10 protein-coding genes and 4 pseudogenes are annotated in these 14,355 nt (G+C 71.2%); 9 read left to right on the top strand and 5 right to left on the bottom strand.

Features of this window, described 5'->3' with window-relative positions:
- The first annotated feature begins 147 nt into the window (after nucleotides 1–147).
- From G3I60_RS00605 to G3I60_RS00590, 4 genes and pseudogenes are all read left to right on the top strand, one after another.
- Entirely contained in the window at nucleotides 148–687 is a 540-nt protein-coding gene (locus G3I60_RS00605; protein WP_164292666.1) for a hypothetical protein, read from the top strand.
- 185 nt (nucleotides 688–872) lie between these two features.
- Nucleotides 873–2,549 (top strand): glycosyltransferase family 2 protein, encoded by a 1,677-nt coding sequence (locus G3I60_RS00600; RefSeq protein WP_203672058.1) that lies wholly within the window; start codon nucleotides 873–875, stop codon nucleotides 2,547–2,549.
- A 15-nt stretch (nucleotides 2,550–2,564) separates the two neighbouring features.
- Complete coding sequence (locus G3I60_RS00595) at nucleotides 2,565–5,582, top strand: acyltransferase family protein (protein ID WP_164292667.1); 3,018 nt, start codon at nucleotides 2,565–2,567, stop codon at nucleotides 5,580–5,582.
- A 36-nt stretch (nucleotides 5,583–5,618) separates the two neighbouring features.
- Nucleotides 5,619–6,002, top strand: a pseudogene (locus tag G3I60_RS00590) (LuxR C-terminal-related transcriptional regulator); the annotation flags it as partial.
- A 64-nt stretch (nucleotides 6,003–6,066) separates the two neighbouring features.
- Here the strand turns inward: G3I60_RS00590 and G3I60_RS00585 are convergent.
- Together G3I60_RS00585 and G3I60_RS00580 are read right to left on the bottom strand one after the other, a co-directional pair.
- Nucleotides 6,067–6,834 carry an SDR family NAD(P)-dependent oxidoreductase gene (locus G3I60_RS00585; RefSeq protein WP_198357877.1) on the bottom strand — a complete coding sequence of 256 codons (768 nt, stop codon included), beginning with the start codon at nucleotides 6,832–6,834 and terminating at the stop codon, nucleotides 6,067–6,069.
- A 118-nt stretch (nucleotides 6,835–6,952) separates the two neighbouring features.
- On the bottom strand, nucleotides 6,953–8,377 hold the full coding sequence (locus G3I60_RS00580; protein ID WP_164292668.1) for an RNA polymerase subunit sigma-70: 1,425 nt from the start codon (nucleotides 8,375–8,377) through the stop codon (nucleotides 6,953–6,955).
- Nucleotides 8,378–8,484: 107 nt separating this feature from the next.
- Between G3I60_RS00580 and G3I60_RS00575 the strand changes: the two genes are divergently transcribed.
- Complete coding sequence (locus tag G3I60_RS00575) at nucleotides 8,485–9,264, top strand: SDR family NAD(P)-dependent oxidoreductase (protein ID WP_164292669.1); 780 nt, start codon at nucleotides 8,485–8,487, stop codon at nucleotides 9,262–9,264.
- Nucleotides 9,265–9,382: 118 nt separating this feature from the next.
- On the opposite strand, the gene G3I60_RS00570 is transcribed toward G3I60_RS00575, so the two are convergent.
- A complete protein-coding gene (locus G3I60_RS00570; RefSeq protein WP_164292670.1) occupies nucleotides 9,383–10,078 on the bottom strand; it encodes an alpha/beta fold hydrolase in 696 nt (231 codons plus the stop codon).
- Nucleotides 10,079–10,284: 206 nt separating this feature from the next.
- Here G3I60_RS00570 and G3I60_RS00565 point away from each other — a divergent pair, with 206 nt between their 5' ends.
- Nucleotides 10,285–10,443: a hypothetical protein gene (locus tag G3I60_RS00565; RefSeq protein ID WP_164292671.1), complete on the top strand. Its 159-nt coding sequence runs from the start codon at nucleotides 10,285–10,287 to the stop codon at nucleotides 10,441–10,443.
- Between the two features lie 103 nt (nucleotides 10,444–10,546).
- Here G3I60_RS00565 and G3I60_RS00560 read toward each other — a convergent pair whose 3' ends face one another.
- Nucleotides 10,547–11,107, bottom strand: coding sequence for a dihydrofolate reductase family protein (locus G3I60_RS00560; protein WP_164292672.1), 561 nt, complete (start codon nucleotides 11,105–11,107; stop codon nucleotides 10,547–10,549).
- A gap of 187 nt (nucleotides 11,108–11,294) precedes the next feature.
- A pseudogene (locus G3I60_RS46215) lies at nucleotides 11,295–11,447 on the bottom strand (SDR family NAD(P)-dependent oxidoreductase); the annotation flags it as partial.
- Nucleotides 11,448–11,450: 3 nt separating this feature from the next.
- On the opposite strand from G3I60_RS46215, the pseudogene G3I60_RS46660 reads away from it, so the two are divergent.
- The 3 genes and pseudogenes from G3I60_RS46660 to G3I60_RS00545 form a co-directional block, all read left to right on the top strand.
- Nucleotides 11,451–11,573, top strand: a pseudogene (locus G3I60_RS46660) (hypothetical protein); the annotation flags it as partial.
- 115 nt (nucleotides 11,574–11,688) lie between these two features.
- Nucleotides 11,689–11,916, top strand: a pseudogene (locus tag G3I60_RS46205) (hypothetical protein); the annotation flags it as partial.
- A gap of 455 nt (nucleotides 11,917–12,371) precedes the next feature.
- Nucleotides 12,372–14,348: an FUSC family protein gene (locus G3I60_RS00545; protein WP_164292673.1), complete on the top strand. Its 1,977-nt coding sequence runs from the start codon at nucleotides 12,372–12,374 to the stop codon at nucleotides 14,346–14,348.
- Nucleotides 14,349–14,355: the final 7 nt, after the last annotated feature.

The raw sequence follows: 14,355 nt of genomic DNA, 5'->3' as shown, positions 1-14,355 counted from the left end.
GCCGGGGATCGGTCCCCGGATCCAGGACCGGTGGGTTGGTCCGGTCCGGGACCGGGTAGCTGAGTCGGGCGTCCGCTTCCCGGAGGGAGGAGGCCCACCGGCCCCGTACACCGGCCGCTCACCGCACCCAGCCGGCAAGGAGCCAGCGTGACCGCGAAGCCCCTCCTCCTCATCGATGTGGACGGCCCCCTCAACCCGTTCGCCGCGCGGCCCCACCAGCGACCGGACGGCTACACCACGCACCGGATGCGACCCGCCGGCTGGGACCTGCCCTGGCAGAAGCCGCTACGGGTGTGGCTCAATGCCGCCCACGGCCCGCTGCTGATGGCGCTGCCGTTCGACCTGGTGTGGGCGACGACGTGGGGCGCGCAGGCCAACCGCTGGATCGGTCCGCGCCTCGGCCTGCCGGAACTCCCCGCCATCGACTGGCCGGAGCTGCACGCCCGACGCGACGACGGCACCTACTTCAAGACCCACGACATCGTCAGGTACGCCGCCGGCCGGCCCTTCGCCTGGATCGACGACGAGATCCGGCCCCCGGACCGCGAGTACGTCACCGCCCACCACTCCGCGCCGTCCCTGCTCCTCCGCATCGAACCGAGCCTCGGACTGCTCGCGGCGGACTTCGACGCACTCGCCGACTGGGCGCGTGAACTGGCCGGAGGAGCGACGGGTAGCCCGGAGTGAACGTGCTGAACGCCCTCTGACCTCGACGTCGGAGGAACGGAGGATGACAGGACTGTCGCGGAATCTTGTCTTCACCATGAATATGTCGGCACCTGTCCCGGTCCGTGGATTGACGCGCCAGTGGTCTATACCTTTGCGGGTAGGGTGATCACTGGATCGTCCATCACGCGCCCGTGGGGGGACACTTGACCGTCGACCATCTGCCTCAACCACCGTCGGATCACGAGCTCTACTGGTACTTCGGACCACAGCGCCGGTGGGTACTGATCTGCACCTCACTCGCCTTCGTGTTCACCGCGGCGACCATGTTCACCTTCGCGCTGCGAACTCCGGCCCTGTGGGCCTTCCTTGCCGTGCTCGTGCTCAACCTGGTGGCGCTGGCCCTCTCGTCGGTCAACAGCCTGCGCCAGCGGCGGTTGACCAGGCACTCGCACGAAGTGCTGACCAAGGCCTGGCAGCCGGCCGAACTGCCGGACGTCGACCTCTATCTGCCGACCTGCGGTGAGCTGCTCGCCGTCCTGGAGAACGCCTACCAGGCCGTCGCGGCCGTCGACTGGGCCGGGGCGCTGACCGTCTGGGTGCTGGACGACGCGGACCGTTCCGAAGTGGCCGCTCTGGCGGCCACACACGGCTACCGGTACGTCGTCCGGCCGGACCGGGGGCACCTCAAGAAGGCCGGCAACCTCAATCACGCACTGACCGTGAGCACCGGGCAGTACATCGCCATCCTGGACGCGGACTTCGCTCCCAGGCCGGACTTCCTGCACCATCTGGTGCCGTACTTCGCCGACCCCGGTGTCGGCATCGTCCAGAGCCCGCAGTGCTTCGACACCGACGAGTCGATGGACTGGATCCAGCGCGCCGCGGGCTCCGCCCAGGAGTGGTTCTTCCGGTGGATCCAGCCCTCGCGGGACGCCAGTGACGCGGCCATCTGCTGCGGCAGCAACGCCGTCTACCGGCGCACCGCGATCGACGCGGCCGGCGGCTTCGCCAAGCTCGACCACAGCGAGGACCTGTACACCGGACTCGCCCTCTACGAGCAGGGGTTCCGTACTCTCTACGTCCCGGTGCTGGTCGCCAAGGGCACCTCACCGGACAACCTCTCGTCCTTCGTCAACCAGCAGTACCGCTGGGCGATGGGCAACCTGCACCTGATCAAGAACTCCGACCTCAAGCGCATGGGCGCGCCCTGGCGGATGCGTCTGTGCTTCTACGAGGGCATCGTCGGCTATCTGACCGCCGCGGTGAACACGTTCGCCGCGCCGCTGCCGCCGCTGGTGATGATGTTCTGGTACCCGGACCAGATCCGCCCCTGGCACGTCCTGCCGCTGCTCGCGCCGCTGTGGCTCTGGCATGTGCTGCTGCCCCGGATCAGCCACACCCGGTGGCGGGTCGAGGTCATCCGCGCCAACGTCCTGACGAGCGTCGCCGCCGCGGCCGCGTTCCTGCACACGCTGCGCGGCCACAGCGCCGTCTGGGTCCCGACCGGCGTCGGCCGGGTGAAGCCCAGCGGCATGGCCCGCAAAGTGGTGCTGGTCTCGCTCGCCTGGCTCTGCGGTTCCATCGGCGCGGCCGCGGCCGGACTCGCCCTGTCCGTCGCCCGCAACGGCTGGTGGCCCAACTGGGGTCTCGGCCTGTACCTCCTGGTCCAGTGCCAGATCGTCCTCCCGCTGGTCCGTGATCTGATCGCCGAACTGCGGCCGGCGAAGACCGAATCCAAGGCCGTACGAGCCGCTCGGCCGGTCCGCCTCGGCATGCTGCCCCGGCGCTGGCCCGAAGCACTGGCCGCCACCTCACTTCTCCTGCTCACCGCGCTGCTCGCCTCCGGATGGGTCACTCCCATGCTTCCCTGGCTGAGCTGAAAGGCCATCACACCCATGCCTTCCACCACGGTTCCGGACCGACATCCGGAAACCGCCGACCGCGCCGGCCGTCCGACCCCCGGGGCGGGCTCCACGGGAAACCGATTCCGGAAAGCCGGACCGACCGGGTCCAGGCCACCCGCTCCCGGCTTCCGCCCCGACATCGAGGGCCTGCGCGCCGCGGCGGTCCTCGCGGTGCTCGCCTTCCACGCCGAACTGCCCGGGCTGACCGGCGGGTTCGTCGGTGTGGACATCTTCTTCGTCATCTCCGGCTATCTGATCACCGGGCTGCTGATCCGTGAGGCGGCCACGACCGGCCGCATCCGCCTCGGGGAGTTCTTCTCCCGCCGGGCCCGCAGACTGCTGCCCTCGGCGGCGGTGGTCCTCGGCGCGACCGCGCTGGCCGCCGCCTGGCTCACCGTCCCGCTGCGCCGTACCGACCTGGAGTACGACGTACTGGCCGCCGCACTGTCGACCGCCAACTGGCGCTTCGTCTCCCAGCAGACCGACTATCTGGCCGCGGGACGCGATCCGAGCCCGCTGCTCCACTTCTGGTCGCTCGCCGTGGAGGAGCAGTTCTATCTGTTCTGGGGTCCACTGCTCGCCCTGATCGTCTTCGCGGTGCTTAGGACGTCCCGCCGGGGTCGGGCCGTGCGGTCGGCCGTGTTCGCGGTCACCGCACTGCTGACGCTCGGCTCCTTCCTCCTGGCACTGCACTGGACGCACACCTCCGTCTCCCTGGCATACCTCGGAACGCCGTCCCGCGCTTGGCAGTTCGGGGTCGGGGCGCTGCTGGCACTGACCCCGTGGCACCGGTTGCGCGGACTGTCAGCGATACGTCCGGTGTGCGGGTGGGCCGGAGCCGCGGCCATCGTGTGGTGCGTGGTGCGCTACGACGGCGGCACGCCGTACCCCGGATACGCCGCGCTCGTGCCGACGCTCGCCACCGCCGCGGTCATCCTGGCGGGGACCGGCGACGCGGACGCGACGGACGGCGCGACCGCGTACGGCGTGGGCCGGATCCTGCGCGGCCGGATACCGCGGGCGATCGGCCGCCTCTCCTACACCCTCTACCTGTGGCACTGGCCGGTGCTCGTCCTCGCCGAGGCCCGGCTGGGAACGCTCGGCTGGCCCGCCAGGGCTGCGCTGACCGTGGCGTCCGCACTGCCCGCCTTCGCGACCATGCGCTGGATCGAACAGCCACTGCGCCGCAGCAGGACCGTCTCCGAATTCCCGCGGCGCGGACTCGCGCTGGGGGTCGCCGCGGTCGTCCTGCCGGTGGTCCTGGCGCTGGTGGTCGGAACCGGAACGATGAATCTGCTCGCGTCGGCTCCGGAGTTCGACCTGAAGGGACTGCCGCCGGGCGCGGCCGACGGCAGGTCGCTGCTACTGCGGACCGGTACCCCGCTCAAGGACGGCCCGCCGGTACCGGGCGCCGTCCAGGCCCGTAAGGACTTCCCGCCGGACGGCGCGTGCGAGGTGGCACCCACCGCGACCACCAGCCCGCCCTGCCTGTTCGGCGCGACCGCGAGCCCGGACCGGATCGTCCTGCTCGGCGACTCGCACGCCGGCCAGTGGTTCTCCCCGTTGCTGGGCATCGCGGCCCAACGCGGGTGGGCGTTGCAGGAACTGGTGAAGCAGGGCTGCCCGCTGCCCCAACTGACGGTGAGGAACCCCCAGTTGGGCCGGACGTACACCGAGTGCGACACCTGGCGCGCGGACAGCCTGTCCCGACTGCGCCAGGGTCCGAAGCCCAGACTCGTCGTCGTCGCGTCCCTCAACCGCTACACCGACGACCAGCAGCTCCTCACGGCGGGCTGGGAGAAGACCCTGTCGCCGCTGCGCGCCCTCGGGGTGCCCATCGTCTACATCCAGGACACCCCGATCCCCGGGACGGACATCCCCGCCTGCGTCTCCGGACACACCAAGGACCCGGACGCCTGCGCATTCGACCGTGCCACCGCGCAGTGGCCCGATCCGCTCGCGGCATCGATCGCGGCCGGCCGGCTGCCGGGCGTGCGGGCCGTCGAGATGAACTCCGTGCTGTGCCCCGGAGCGGGTGCCACCTGCCCGGCGGTACTGGAACGGATCCTGCTGTACCGGGACGACGCGCATCTGACCAACGTCGCCGCCACCGTACTGGCGCCCCGGCTGGAGCGGCTGCTGACGGACGCGGGAGCCCTCCCCGACCGCGACGCGGTGCCGTCCGGCCGGTGGACCCAGCTCCTCAGGGACGACTTCGACGGACCGGCCGGCAGCCGCCCGTCGGCCGCGAAGTGGCAGTACGACCTCGGCACCTGCTATCCCGGCTGCCCGGCCGCGCAATGGGGAACCGGGGAGATCGAGACCATGACCGATTCGACGGACAACGTCCGGCTGGACGGGAAGGGCTCGCTGGAGATCGTGCCCCGGCTGCGGAACGGCCGCTGGTCCTCGGGCCGCATCGAGTCCAAGCGCTCCGACTACGCCCCACCGCCCGGCGGCGTCCTGCGGATCGAGGCATCGATCGCGCTGCCCGACGTCACCGGTCCGGCAGCGGCCGGCTATTGGCCGGCGTTCTGGACCCTGGGCTCCGGACTGCGCAACGGCTACACCGGCTGGCCCGCGATCGGTGAGCTCGACGTCATGGAGAACGTCAACGGCCGTGACTCCGTCTTCGGGACGATGCACTGCGGCACGCTCGAAGGAGGCCCCTGCAAGGAGCCCCAGGGACTGGGATCGGGGGACCGGTCCTGCCCCGACTGCCGGACGGGATTCCACTCCTACGCGGTCGAGGTCGACCTCACCGCCGGTGCGGAACAGGTGCGCTGGTACCTGGACGGACGCGAGTACCACAAGGTCACGGCGGCCCAGATGGATCCCAGGACCTGGGACGACGCCGTGCACCACGGGTTGTTCCTGATCCTGAACGTGGCCGTCGGCGGCAATCTCCCCGCCGCGTTGGGCGCCCCCGCAGGGCCCACCACCGAACCGGGCCATCCGATGCGCGTGCAGTACGTCGCCGTCTCGGCCCGGGGAGCCGCCCGCTCCTGACCGTTGTGTTGTCCGCCGGCCCGCACGGTCACCACCGTGCGGGCCGGCGGATTTCTCCTCAAGGACGCCTCCGGGGTGCAACTCGCCGAAGCCGTCCGCATCGTGTCCGCCGGGGAGGCCTTGCTTTCCCCCGGCATCACCATGCGCCTCATCGCCGAGTTCTCCCGCCAGGGCGGCACCTCGCGGCCGCCCGCGCAGGTGCGGATCGCCGAACTCACCGCGCGTGAGACCGAAGTGCTGGCGCTGGTGGCCCAGGGGCTGTCCAACGCGGAGGTGGCGAAGGCGCTGGTCCTCGCCGAGCAGACCATCAAGACCCATATGGGCCGCATCCTGCAGAAGCTACGGCTCCGCGACCGCACGCAGGCGGCCGTCTTCGCCTACGAGACAGGTCTGGTGACCCCGGGCCGCACCCACCTCTGACCCCCGCCGTCGCGAACGGCGAAGGGTCAGCTGCGGGAGGTCCGTCGGAGGCCGTCGGAGCAGGTCAGCTGGGGAACATTCCGGCGGTGGCGTTGACCCAGGTGCCGGTGATGGAGATCCCGGCGTCGGAGGCGAGGAACGTCGCCAGCGCGGCGATGTCCGCGATCCGCGGCGAGCGCTTCGTCATCCGCATGCTGTCCAGATGTCCGACCAGCCCCTGCACGGCGGCCTCGTCCATACCGGTCGCGCCCGCTGCGGCGAGCTTCTCCGGCGTCAGGCTGTCAGCGACACCGGCGGTCCAGATCCCGCAGACACGGACTCCGGACGGACCGATCTCCTGGGCGAACTGGCGGATCAGCGCGTCCAGCGCGCCGTCGGCAGCGGCGGTGCCGCCCATCATCGGGCTGCCGTTGGCCGAACCGCTGTTCAGCGACAGGATCACGCCCGAGCCCTGCGGCACCATTCGGCGGGCGGCCGCCCGCGCCGTGATGAACTGGCACGCGATGCCCTGCACAACCGGTCGGGTGTAGTCCTCGAGCGTCATGTCCATGAGCGGCACGCCCTGGAAGTCTCCCCTGGGCACGAGGTTGACGGAGATGTCCAGCCGGCCGGCCCGCTCGACGACCGAGGCCGCGTGAGCCTCGACGGCCAGTTCGTCACGGGCGTCGAGCACGTCGTACTCGGCGCCGACCTCGGCGGCGGCCTTCTTCAGCGTCGCCTCGGTACGGCCGACGATGAACACCCGCGCGCCGGCCTCCGCGTATGCCTTGGCAACTCCCGAGCCCAGCGAGCCGGCTCCCCCGTAAACGACCGCGACCTTGTTCTTCAGCATGGTTCTCATTCCCTCGATCAGGGGCGCTCCGTGCGCCCGTCACCCCGTACGACGTACCCGACGCGGAAACTCATCGGTCGCTGCCTCATCGGTCGCCGTCTCATCCCCCGCCGTCTTGTCAGAGGGTCATCGGCAGCCCGAACGCGGTGAACAGGTGCGGCTCGAACGTGGTGATCTCGGCGATCCGCCCCTCCTCCACCCGCAGGACGTCGATCAGCTGGGCCCGGAAGACGCTGGTGCCGGGCCGCTGCAGATAGCCGGCGACCGCGAGCTGGCCGTTGGCGTGCACGGGCAGGTGCCTCCAGTACCCGGCGAACATCGGCGACGCCGGATCCAGGTTCGGCCGGACGAACGCGAAGAGCGCCTCGCGGTTGGTGAACCAGAAGGGGTTCGGGGGCATGGTGAGCACCGCGTCCGCGCGCACCAGCTCGGTCATCGCATCGATGTCGCAGCGGGCGGCGGCCTCCATGTAGCCCTGCAGCAGCGCCATGTCCTCGGCGGTCGGCTCCGCCGCCGTCCAGTCCTCGCGCCGCCCCGGCAGCGCCTCGCGCAGCGCGGACCTGCCCCGCTGGACGGCGCTGTTCGCCGAGGCCAGGCTGCCGCCCAGCAGGTCGGCGGTCTCCTGGGCGGACCAGCCGGCGACGTCACGCAGGATCACGGCCGCCCGCTGCCGTGGCGGAAGCTGCTGGATCGCGGTCAGGAAGACCAGCTCCAGGGTCTCGCTCGCCACCGCCTGCTCGTCCGGCTCGTGCTGGGGTGCGGGTGTCTCGGGCAACTGATCGTCGGGGAACGGCTGGAGCCACGGCAGTCGCGGCGGCGGAGGCCCGTCACCGGAGTCCATGCCCGGCACGGGCTCGTACGTGGTCGGGCGCCGGTTGTGCTTGCGCAGGAAGTCCAGACAGGCGTTGGTGGCGATCCGGTAGAGCCAGGCCCGTGGATTGCCCACGTCGGCGAGCGTCTCGCGGGCCCGCCAGGCCCGCAGGAACGCCTCCTGGGTGAGGTCCTCCGCCTCGTCGTACGAACCGAGCAGGCGGTAGCAGTGCACCCGCAGCTCCCGCCGGTGCTCCTCGGTGAGCGCGGCGAAGCCCTCCTCGTCGAGAATCGTCACGCGGCCGGGTGTGACGTTTTCCGCGGCCGCGGCGGAAGTCGCCGGTGTTGCCGGTGCCGATGTTGTCGGTGCCGGTGTCGTCGGTGCCGGTGTTGCCGGTGTTGCCGGTGTCGTCGGTGCCGGTGTTGCCGGTGCCGGTGTTGCCGGTGCCGGTGTCGAGAACTCCTCGCGCGCCTGGCGGGCCAGCCGCCGGAGCTGTGCGAAGCGGGCCGAGAGCGACTCGACGTCGGCGTGGAACGCGAGTGCGGGAGCCAGCCGCAGCCGCCGCACCCGGTCCCCGATATCCGTGACCAGCTCCCCGGCCGGGACCCCGGCCGGCTGCCGCCGCTCCCGGTAGGCGCGCTGCCGGCACGCCTGGGAGCAGTACACCGCGGCCCTTCCGGACCGCTCACCGGCCTCGATCGGCGCTCCGCAGATCTGACACTTCCCCGTCATGCCTCACACCCTAGAGGCCTACCCCCACACCCTCACCGGACTTCACCGCGCCCGATCGAAACCGCCCCGGGCGTCATCCGGGCGGGTGCGCCCTCTAGGGTGCTGGGATGATCGCGCAGGGATATCTCTCCGACCTCTTCTCGCTGGACGGCCGCGTCGCCGTGGTGACCGGCGGGAGTTCCGGCATCGGCCGGGCCATCACCGGGGCACTGGCCCGCGCGGGGGCGAGCGTCGTGATCGTGGCGCGCCGGGAGAAGGAGCTGGCGGACACGGTCGGTGAGCTGGCTGCCGACGACTGCCGGGCGGCCTGGGTGAGCGCGGACCTGAGTACCGGCGACGGAGTCCGCACGGCGGCCGACGAGGCAGCCGCGGTCTTCGGGGAGCCCGACATCCTCGTCAACTGCGCCGGGATCAACCTGCGGCCGCCGATGAGCGAGCTGGACGACGCGGTGTGGGACACCACGATGGCGGTGAACCTCAAGGCTCCCTTCCTGCTGGGACAGCGGTTCGGTCCCGGGATGGCCGAGCGGGGCTTCGGGCGGATCATCCACATCACCTCGCAGCAGGCCCACCGGGCGTTCGTCCAGAGCGGCGCCTACGGCGTCTCCAAGGGGGCGCTGGAGTCGCTGGCCCGGTCGCAGGCCGAGGCGTGGTCGCCGTTCGGCGTCACGTGCAACACGCTCGTGCCGGGGTTCGTGATGACGCCGCTCAACGAACGGCTGTCGTCGGACCCCGAGAAGGTCGCGGCGCTGGCTGCCCGCACGATGGTGGGGCGCAACGGCCTGGCCGAGGACTTCGCGGGCGCCGCGGTGTTCCTGGCGAGCCGCGCCTCCGCCTACGTCACCGGGCAGTCGATCTTCGTCGACGGCGGTCTCTCCGTGCACTGAGACCGGAGCCGGAACAGGGACAGGAAGCGGCGCCCGAGCCGGGTCGGGACGCGGTGGTGAACGGGCCGGAACCGCTCCCCGACCCGTTCACCACCCGATCGACGGTCCCCGGTCGCGGTCAGATCCAGCCGTCGAGCGACGCCATGAAGCCGGCGAAGTCGTCACGGTGGATGCAGTGCCCGGCACCCTTGACCGTACGGATCTCGAACCCGTTGGCCAGCAGTTCCTCGGCGGTCTCCGGACTGATGCACAAGCTGGGATCGGCCAGCTGCACCAGCGACGGCACGACGGCGCTCGCGGGCAGGTATCCGAGGGCGGTGCCCTTCTCGGTGAGCGCGAAGAAGTCACGGTCGAAGAGGGCGAAGCCCGCCAGCTCGGCCGCGACGTCGGCGTCCGACCAGCGCGGATTCATCGTGCGCACGCTGTCGCCGGTCGCGTTCGCGACCATGGCCAGCATGAACGCCGACGCGTTCGGCGGCATGTTCTCCAGCCGGAAGCCCGGGTCCGAGTAGACCGCGCGGGCCGGCCGCAGCCGGTCGGCGGCGAGGGCGAGGGACAGACCGCCGAGCGAGTGGCCGATGGCGACGTCCGCGCCGGTCGGCAGGTTCTCCACCAGGTCGTCGGCCAGCAGCTCGGGCTGGTACTCGCCCCGCGGGCTGAGGCCGTGTCCGCGCAGGTCAGGAGCGATGACGCGGTAGCCGCGGGCGATCAGGTCGTCCTCCACGGCGTGCCAGGTGCGGTAGTCCGACATGCCGCCGTGGATCAGCAGCGCGACCTTGTCGCCGTCACCGCGTTCATGGACGTTGAGCTTCATGATTCTCCTGCCCCGGGCCGGCCCGCGACCCCCTGAGTTACACGTGTAAGCACACGCTACACCCGACCCCTCCTCCCGCATACGCCGCCTTCCGGCCCTTCGGACGATTTCCAGCAGATCCTGGGCCACCCGCAGATCAGTGGGTCCGGCCGCCCAGCAGCCCGGCCAGCACCTCGGCCTCGCTGATCTCCGGGCGCTTGGTCGCCGTGAGCAGCGTCAGCGGACGGCCCTCGGATTCGGGACAGGTACGCGTCTTCGGCCAGGACCCGCGCGACAACCCCTCGGTGCCGGCCGACATCGGCTTCGTCGCGCTGGCCGCCCTGCTGCTGTATCTCGCGGTCCGCCGCATCAGCCGCGTCGCCTGATCAGGCGTCAGGATCGGACACCGCGAGCAGGGGCCGAGGGACCCCCGGATCGTACGGAGCGACCGGCGGTCCCTCCGCCCGGGCGCTCGGACAACGCGCCGCGTCAGGCCCGCTCGTAGCGCAGCAGGACGACTCCGTTGCCGAAGGCCTGGGTCTCCACGAGCCGGAGACTCCGCATTGTGTCCGAGTCCCGGAACAGGGGGTTGCCCTTGCCGATGAGGACCGGATGGACGTAGATGCGGTACTCGTCGACCAGATCCAGCTTCAGGAACGTCTCCGCGAGATCGGCCCCGCCCACAACCAGGTCTCCGCCGGGCTGCGCCTTGAGTGCCCGGATGTCGTCGGCGACGACCTCCCGCACGATCGTGGTGTTCCAGTCCGCCCGCTCCAGGGTCCGGGAGTACACGATCTTCGGCATGTCCCGCCAGATCCCGGCGAAGTCCACCATGGTCTCGCCGGCCGCGGGGTCCTGGTCCGCGGTCGGCCAGAACTCGGCCATCAGCTGATAGGTGACCCGGCCGCTCAGGAAGGCGCCCATCACCCTGAGCCGGTCGTTGAGGTCGCGGTGCAGCTCCTCGTCGACCTGATGCCAGTCGATCTCGCGGTTCGGCCCCTCGAAGTAGCCGTCAAGGGAGACCGACATCATCAGAACGACTTTTCTCATCGAGGTCCTCGCACCGGCGTCGTCAGGGCAGAAGCGTTCGCGGCACCGGATTCCGGCGAGCACGGCACCGCCGAGCCGACTGTACGCCGCGCCCTCTCAGACTTCGTTGTTCCACATGCGGAACATGCTGCGTTTCCCGCGCTGGTCGAAGGTCACGGTCCAGAGGTTGGAGAAGGTGCCGAGTTCCGTCGATCATGCGGTTCCACTCGTCGACCTTCAGGGCGCCGAGGGTCGACAGCGGGATGACGCCCGCGTTGTTGACCAGCACGTCGACCCGACCGTGCTGCTCGTGCGCGGCCCGGACGAACGATCGCATGCTCTCCAGGCTGGTCACGTCCAGCTCATGATGGCCGGCGAACGCGCTGGCCGACGCTCTGCTCTCCCCGCTGACCGACCTCGTGACATGATCCGCTCGCTCTCCCACGATCCTGCCGCCCGCGAACTCTTCGCCGACTGGCAGACCGTCGCGAGGAACGCCGTCGATGCCCTGCGGCTGGCCGCGGGATACGACCGGAACGACCCGCGATCGCCGCCGTCGTCGATGAGCTCCTCGCCGACAGCGAGGAGTTCGCCGCGCTGGGGCACCACCACAACGTCGGCGCCTGGGCAGCAAGAGCAAGGTCTTCAACCATCCGGACGTCGGCCGGATCGAGCTGACGTACCAGAGCTTCGACGTCCAGAGGGCGCCCGGACAGCATCTGCTGGTCGGCACCGCCGAGCCGGGCAGTGCGAACGCCGACTCCCTCGCCCTCCTCGGTTCGCTGCACGCCGTCGGCCGCACCGGCCCGCCGCGGCCGAACAGCGGCTGAGCCGGCCCGGAACTCGATCACCCGTACGAGGGGCGTGCCGGTGCGTCATGCACACGGCGCGTCGTGCACTCGGTGGGGTGAAGGGCGGCCGAGGGGGATTGCCTGTCCGGTACGAGGTCGTTGGTCGGGGCGTGACAGCGATCCAGGAGGCCGGGGTTCCTACCGGCCGGCGGCGGAGGACAGGCGACAGCACGGCCGAAGAATCGGTTCTTCGTGTGAACGGGCCTCCGATCTTTGCCGCGCTCGCCCTGCAGTGGCACCAGGCCGGGCGCATAGTGCCCGGCCAGCACGACCGCGAGTGGTCCGCACTGGTGGCCGCCGCACCGGGAGCTGGTGGTCACTGACCCGAGCGGGGTGCCGGACTTCCCCCCGGCATCCCGCAAACGGTCCGGGCCGGACCGGGCCCCCGACAGCCCCCGGATCTGCGGCCGCGCCCGGACACCGATAATGGCCCCATGCAAAGCCGCCTCGCCCCGCCCGCCTGGCTGGTCAGGACACTCACCCCGCAGACCGCACCCATCCCTTGGCCCGCCGTCTGCCGCGCCGGCATCGCCATGGCGGCGCCGCTCGCCGTGGGTCTGGCCGCCGGACAGCCGGCGTACGGGGCGCTGGTGTCGATGGGAGCCCTGTCCGGGGTCATCGGCGACACCGCCGACGCCTATCGCATGCGGGTCTTCAACATCGCCGTGCCACAACTCTTCGGCGCCCTCGGCGTCATGCTCGGCACCATCGTCTTCGGTCACGGCTGGTTCGCGGTCGGCGCGCTCACACTGATCGCGCTCGTCTCCGGGATGATGTCGACCATCGGCGCGGTGGCCTCCGTCTCGGGGTTGCTGCTTCTGCTGAACTCGGTGATCGGGGCCGGGCTCCCGTTGCCGGGGCCGTGGTGGAAGGCCCCGCTGCTGCTCGCCTGCGGCGGCCTGTTCGTCCTGTTCCTCGCCCTGCTCGCCTGGCCGTTCCGCAGACAGGAACCCGAGCGAGCCGCCGTCGCCGCCGCCTACCGCGCGGTGGCCGATCTTCTCGAAGCGGCGGGCAAGGACACCTACGACGCCAAACGGCAGGCGGTCACCCAGGCCCTCAACACGTCGTACGACCTGATCCTCGCCCGGCGCGCCCGCGCCCACGGTCGCAGCGGCCCGTTCGTACGGCTGCTGTCCGCGCTCAACGTGCTGATCCCGCTCGTCGAGGCGGCGCCCGCCGCCCATCTGCACGGCGCACCACTGCCCGCCGGAATCCCCGCTGCCGTACGGGACCTGGCCGACGCGGTCGAGACGGGCACCACGGGGAAGCCGGACCTCGGGGCACCCGAAGCGGACGGACCCGCCCGCCCGTCACCCGGCCACCGCCCATCGGCAGGTGCTGCACAGGCGCCTTCCGAACTGGCCGTCGACGTCGCGCTCCGTCACGCGGCCACCGTCGTGTACGAGACGGGTCCCAACCCGTACAACGTCGACGACCGCCTGGGCCTCCCGGCCGCGCTGCGCATCCGGGTCCGCCGTGCGACGCGCAATGTGCTGCTCTCCGAGGGGTCCTGGCGGTACGGTCTGCGGCTCGCGCTCTGCATCGGCATCGCGCAGAGCCTGGTCTCACTGATCGCCGTGCCCCGCTCCTACTGGGTCGCGCTCACCGTCACCTTCGTCCTCAAGCCCGACTTCGGCTCGGTCTTCTCCCGCGCCGTGCTGCGCGCACTCGGTACGGCGGTGGGCCTGGTCACCGCGGCGGCCGTGCTGAGCCAGGTGCCGCGCGGCTGGTGGGACGTGCCGGTGATGGTGGTGCTCGCGGCGCTGATCCCGGCCGCGTCGGCGAAGGGGTACGCCTACCAGACGGCGGCCATCACCCCGGTGATCCTGCTGCTCTCCGACGTTCTCAACCACCAGGGATTCGCCCTGGTGGTCCCGCGCCTCGTCGACAGCCTGATCGGGTGCGGCATCGCGCTGATCGCGGGGTATCTGCTGTGGCCCGAGAGCTGGCAGACCCGTATCGGGGACCGGCTCGCCAGTGCCGTCGACGACACCGCGCACTATGTGGAGACCGCCTTCGGACCGGCCACCGACCATGCCTCACGCACCCGGCAGCGCCGCCGCCTCTACCGTGATCTGTCCACCGTGCGCACGGAGTTCCAGCGCGCCCTGACCGAACCGCCGCCCACCGGCACCCGGGCCGCCGCCTGGTGGCCGCTGGTCGTCGCCGTCGAGCGGATCGTCGACGCGACGACCGCCGCCCGGGTCCGCGTCAACCACGGGGCACCGGACCCCGCGCCGGCCGAGGTCGAAGCCGTCGCGTTCCACCTGCGGGAACTGGCGGTCGGCGTACGGAGCTCGGACCGGCTGGTCGAGGTCCGCGCCGACCTGGCGGGGGACGAGGAGGGGGTCCTCGCCCCGCTCCGCCAGGAGGTGAGCGCCGCGCGGGCGATCACCTCCCCCGACGCCTGACAGCGCG

This window comes from Streptomyces sp. SID13666 (assembly GCF_010548325.1).
In the GTDB taxonomy this organism is placed as follows: Bacteria; Actinomycetota; Actinomycetes; order Streptomycetales; family Streptomycetaceae; genus Actinacidiphila; species Actinacidiphila fildesensis.
Note: the sequence above shows the minus strand (reverse complement) of the source record. Positions and strands in the feature narration are given on the sequence as shown.

What these genes read in the sequence shown, in the direction of transcription:
- G3I60_RS00545 (WP_164292673.1), top strand. Translation starts at nt 12,372, where the DNA reads ATGCAAAGCCGCCTCGCCCCGCCCGCCTGGCTGGTCAGGACACTCACC.
- G3I60_RS00585 (WP_198357877.1), bottom strand. Translation starts at nt 6,834, where the DNA reads ATGCTGAAGAACAAGGTCGCGGTCGTTTACGGGGGAGCCGGCTCGCTG.
- G3I60_RS00580 (WP_164292668.1), bottom strand. Translation starts at nt 8,377, where the DNA reads ATGACGGGGAAGTGTCAGATCTGCGGAGCGCCGATCGAGGCCGGTGAG.
- G3I60_RS00575 (WP_164292669.1), top strand. Translation starts at nt 8,485, where the DNA reads ATGATCGCGCAGGGATATCTCTCCGACCTCTTCTCGCTGGACGGCCGC.
- G3I60_RS00570 (WP_164292670.1), bottom strand. Translation starts at nt 10,078, where the DNA reads ATGAAGCTCAACGTCCATGAACGCGGTGACGGCGACAAGGTCGCGCTG.
- G3I60_RS00560 (WP_164292672.1), bottom strand. Translation starts at nt 11,107, where the DNA reads ATGAGAAAAGTCGTTCTGATGATGTCGGTCTCCCTTGACGGCTACTTC.
- G3I60_RS00595 (WP_164292667.1), top strand. Translation starts at nt 2,565, where the DNA reads ATGCCTTCCACCACGGTTCCGGACCGACATCCGGAAACCGCCGACCGC.